Source organism: Mucilaginibacter sp. P4_G9 (assembly GCF_056400985.1).
In genome coordinates this window covers 1-4423 of sequence record NZ_JBFUKF010000410.1, presented here as the reverse complement: position 1 = coordinate 4423, position 4423 = coordinate 1, and the positions used below count along the sequence as shown (strand labels likewise).

The window sequence follows — 4423 nt, the reverse complement described above, 5'->3', positions numbered from 1 at the left end:
AATTATTACAGCGCGGGGATCGACGGATCGTTCTGGAATGGGCGGTTAGGTTTTTCATTAGACGTTTACGACCGCGAAACAAAGGACCTTTTGTTACAGGTGCCGCTTCCGGCATACTCTGGTACTGTAGCGGGTTGGGGCCCGGGATCCATGCAAGCGCCTTTTGCCAATGTCGGCTCGCTAACCAACAAAGGGGTTGATTTACAAATCAATTCTACCAATATTACTTCTAAAAATTTCAGTTGGAAAACTGCTTTCACCATATCGCGAAATATCAATAAAGTCACCTATTTAGGTGCCGGGGGAACCGATGCTAACCTAAGCCAGAAATCATATGTAATTAACGATATAATTGAAAAAACCGTGGTGGGGCAGCCCGTTGGCGAATTTTACGGCTACGTATTTGATGGGATATTTGCAAAGCCATCTGATCTTCTAAACCATGCCCTGCCTGCCAACGCAAGTGGTAACCCTTATCCGGTTTCTCCGGCAGGCGGTGGTATCTGGTACGGCGACCGTATGTTCAAGGATTTGAATGGCGACGGTATTATCGACTCCAGGGACCAAACCTTTTTGGGTTCCCCGATCCCGAAATTCCAGTATGGTATCAATAATACATTTAACTACAAAAATTTTGATCTGAATATTTTCTTCAGTGGCAGCTATGGCAACAAGGTGTTCAATCAAATGGCTATACAGCAATCCGATCCGCAAAATCATACTACCTATTTTACATCGGTATTAAATTATGCAAAACTGGCTATGGTAGATCCTACCGGCTCTTCGTCCGATGTTAACAATGTATATGTTACCAACCCAAATACAACAATTGTAGGCGTGAGAAATGACAATACCAACAGCAATAACCGTCCTAATAGTTTGATGATCGAGGATGGATCGTTCCTGCGGTGCAAAAATATCACCTTAGGTTACCGGTTCTCAGAAAGCCTTTTGTCAAAAATAGCTGTGCGGTCTGTCAGGATATATGCCAACGTATCCAATGCCTTTATCATTACAAAATATAAAGGCATGGATCCTGAAATTGGTTCGTGGAACCCGCTTCAGGCAGGTTGGGACAGCGGTTATTACCCGCAGCCAAGAGTATTTACTGTTGGTGCAAACATAACCTTGAAATAATAAAACGATCACCGATTAAAAATATATGTTTATGAAATCAATTAACAAAATTATCATCATCCTGCTATGTGCGGCAGCAGTGGCCGGATGTAAAAAGAGTTTTTTGGACCGTCCGTCCAACTCGCAGATAAGTTCTCTTAATTTTTACAAAACCACCTCCGATTTACGCCTGGCTACGGCAAGCCTTTACGGCGGTTCGCAGTGGTTTCAATGGAATAATGGTGCCATGATACCATTTGGCGACGTATTGAGCGGCACCGGCAGCTTTCAGTATAGTAACGATTTAGTACAGCTTTTTACACGCACTATTACCGCGCAAAATGGTCTGGTGACAAATGGCTGGGTTGGGTTGTACAATGTTATTGCGCAATGTAATGGCGTTATCAACGCCATACAGACCCAGGCTGATCCGTCCATTTCAGCGGCAGACAAAAATGCGGCCATAGCTGAGGCGAAGTTTGTTCGTGCCGTTGCTTATTATCATTTGGCGGTATATTGGGGTGCAGTGCCAATTATTGAAGATAACAGCAAACTGATTAAAGATCCGCTGCTTCCCCGTAATATTGTTTCGGATGTTTATAAATTCATTGCCAAAGACTTAACCTTCGCAGCGCAAAACCTCCCAAAAACAGACGAAAAAGGCCGGGTGACTACCTGGTCGGCGCAGGGAATGCTGGGCAAAGTATATCTGACGATGGCAGGTGTAGGCAAAAGCGGTTCACGCGATCAGGCCTTGCTTGACAGTGCCAAAAAGTATGCGGGCAATGTGTGTAAAAGCAATTTAGATTTGCTGCCCAGCTATTATGACCTTTTCAAGGCGCAAAACAACGATAACCCTGAGTCGTTGTTCGCGCTTCAATGGGCCGCTGGTGTAGGTTATGGAGGTGGCAATGCTATACAACTTTATTTTTCACCAAGCGCAGATATACTTCCACAAAAACAAGGTGGATGGCAAGCCTTACAACCAACCTATGATTTATACCGGATGTATTCTGCTAAGGATACGGTAAGGCGCAAAGCCACTATTATGTTGAATGGAGATTTTTATCCCGAATTGAATGCCGCCGGTGGTGGTTATAAGGCGACAGGGACGGGCCTGAAAAAACACATTATTGGCAACGAAAAAGACAACAATTCGCCAACAATGGACGGATGGTCATCCCCCGAACATAATGCAATCCTAAGGTTGGCCGATGTGTATTTGGTATATGTCGAAGCTATTTTGGGCAATAATGCCAGTACGAGCGATGCTGAAGCCCGATTTTATTTTAATAAAGTGCGGACAAGGGCCGGCGTTGATATTGTGGATGTGATAACCCCGGCTTTATTGCGCACGGAGAGAAGGGTTGAACTTGCTTTTGAAGGACAATATTGGATAGACCTGGTTAGGTATTCTTATTATGATCCGTCGAATGCTGTGAAGTTTCTTAATGATCAGGATGCCACCCACGGCCGGATTTCGTTTACTTATGACCCTGTAACGCGTAAGGCTACAAGGGATACTATTGCTCCGCCAGTTACGCTTCCGGCAACTATCAATTCATTTACGTTGCCGGTTCCGTCATCAGAGTTAACCACCGACCCTAAATTGGCACAGCCGCCGGTACCTTACTATTAATTAAAACATTTTAAATATTTTGTTATGAAAAAGAAATCATACTTACGCCTGTGTTTTTTGCCGCTTTTGTTTATGATCGTGGCTTTATCACCAGCTTGTAAAAAGAATGCAGATGGCGGCAGCAGCGCCCCTCCGGTTATCGCGGCTATTAAAAGTTACGTAGCCTCACCTAATGATACGGTTTTAAATAGCGCCGTAGCAAAAGGTCAATGGGTGGTAATAACCGGGCAGAATTTGCAAAATGCAACTCAAATTTATTTTGATGGGGTTCCCGCCTCTTTTAACACAGCTTTATTTGCCCCCGGCAGTGCTGTGGTGAAAATCCCTAATATAGATTTTGGAAAAATTGATACTGCCAAACTGTATACGGTAAAATATGTTACAGGAGCAGGTTCAGCAACGTTCGCTTTCAAATTAGGCCCGCCGGCGCCAACTATTAGCGCCGTATCCGATGTGTTTGCCGCCCCCGGCGATTCGGTTTATCTGTACGGTTCCAATTTAGTATTGGTTCAGCAGTTTTCATATGGCGGAACCAAAATTCCAAAATTTAACTCGAATGCCGATGGCACCTCTCTTGGTTTTCTGATGCCGGCAACAACATCCGACAAGTTTATCATAGTAACTACTAAGTCTGGTACTGCCCGGGATACCATAAATGCAAAGCCAATCATTAGCAGCATTTCCAACGCTAATGCCAACGCTGGTGATTCGGTTTATGTTTATGGTACTTACCTTAAGACTATCCAGTCAATTTCTTTTGGCGGTGCTACTATTACAAATTTCACAGAAAGTCCACATGGCGCTTATGTTAAGTTTTCGGCTCCAGATAGGAATAGCTACTCCAGTGGGCCAGTGACCATTGTTACCAGTTATGGCACGATTTCTACTCCTTATAAAGTAAATACTCAAAATGGCGTTACTGATGGTCTTTTAGCAAATTTTGAGTGGGGTGATAATTTTGGTTATCCCTGGTGGGGAGATGAAAAATTGGCTTTCGGCCCTGTGGCCGATTTTAATGGTTCGATGGGAACAAATAATACTATGTATATATATTTTGATTCTCCTGTTTTAGATGGCGGTGCAAGTAAATACGCCCCATTGGGTAATTCTAATACGGGTAATCACTGGGTACCTGTGGCAAATCTTACAGATCCTCCTTCACACTGGGCCCTTCAATTTGAAATAAGTGTGGCCCACCCATGGAATGGAGGTACGCTTTATATCAGAACTGAATTTGCAGGTGACAGTTATGTTGCGCGTTATGAGCCATGGAAAATCCCTGGTTCAAATGTTACCAAAGCTTTTAAAACGAAAGGTTGGCAAACCGTAACTATTCCTTTATCTGACTTCAGATCAAAAGTTGACGAATTAGGGGATGGCGAATCAATTACTCAAATAAGCCAATTATTAGGGCCTACCGGTGCGAATAGTTATAATATGACCCTTAAAAATTTCAGTACTTCGCCAACTGGAACTGGTTTTTATGCCGCTATTGACAATATTAGGTGTGTGAAAAATTAAATAGCCTACAGCCCCACGGCAGCATATCGCCGCGGGGCTTTTTAAATAATTAAAATTAAGCCAAAATGAAAATTAAGTATTGTTTTACAATATTGATATCTCTTATTACAGTTATATCTTTATTCTCCTGTAAAAAAACGAAGAATC

General features: G+C 43.1%; 2 protein-coding genes and 1 pseudogene. All 3 read left to right on the top strand.

The window, feature by feature from the left end:
- Positions 1-1137: pseudogene (locus tag AC1DPZ_RS22710) on the top strand (SusC/RagA family TonB-linked outer membrane protein); the annotation flags it as partial.
- 31 nt (positions 1138-1168) lie between these two features.
- Positions 1169-2755, top strand: a complete 1587-nt coding sequence (locus tag AC1DPZ_RS22705; RefSeq protein WP_477407743.1) for a RagB/SusD family nutrient uptake outer membrane protein — start codon at positions 1169-1171, stop codon at positions 2753-2755.
- Between the two features lie 24 nt (positions 2756-2779).
- Positions 2780-4276, top strand: a complete 1497-nt coding sequence (locus AC1DPZ_RS22700) for a glycan-binding surface protein (RefSeq protein ID WP_477407741.1) — start codon at positions 2780-2782, stop codon at positions 4274-4276.
- Positions 4277-4423 lie beyond the last annotated feature (147 nt).

Coding starts and splice junctions, on each gene's coding strand:
- AC1DPZ_RS22705 (WP_477407743.1), top strand. CDS start 1,169: ATGAAATCAATTAACAAAATTATCATCATCCTGCTATGTGCGGCAGCA.
- AC1DPZ_RS22700 (WP_477407741.1), top strand. CDS start 2,780: ATGAAAAAGAAATCATACTTACGCCTGTGTTTTTTGCCGCTTTTGTTT.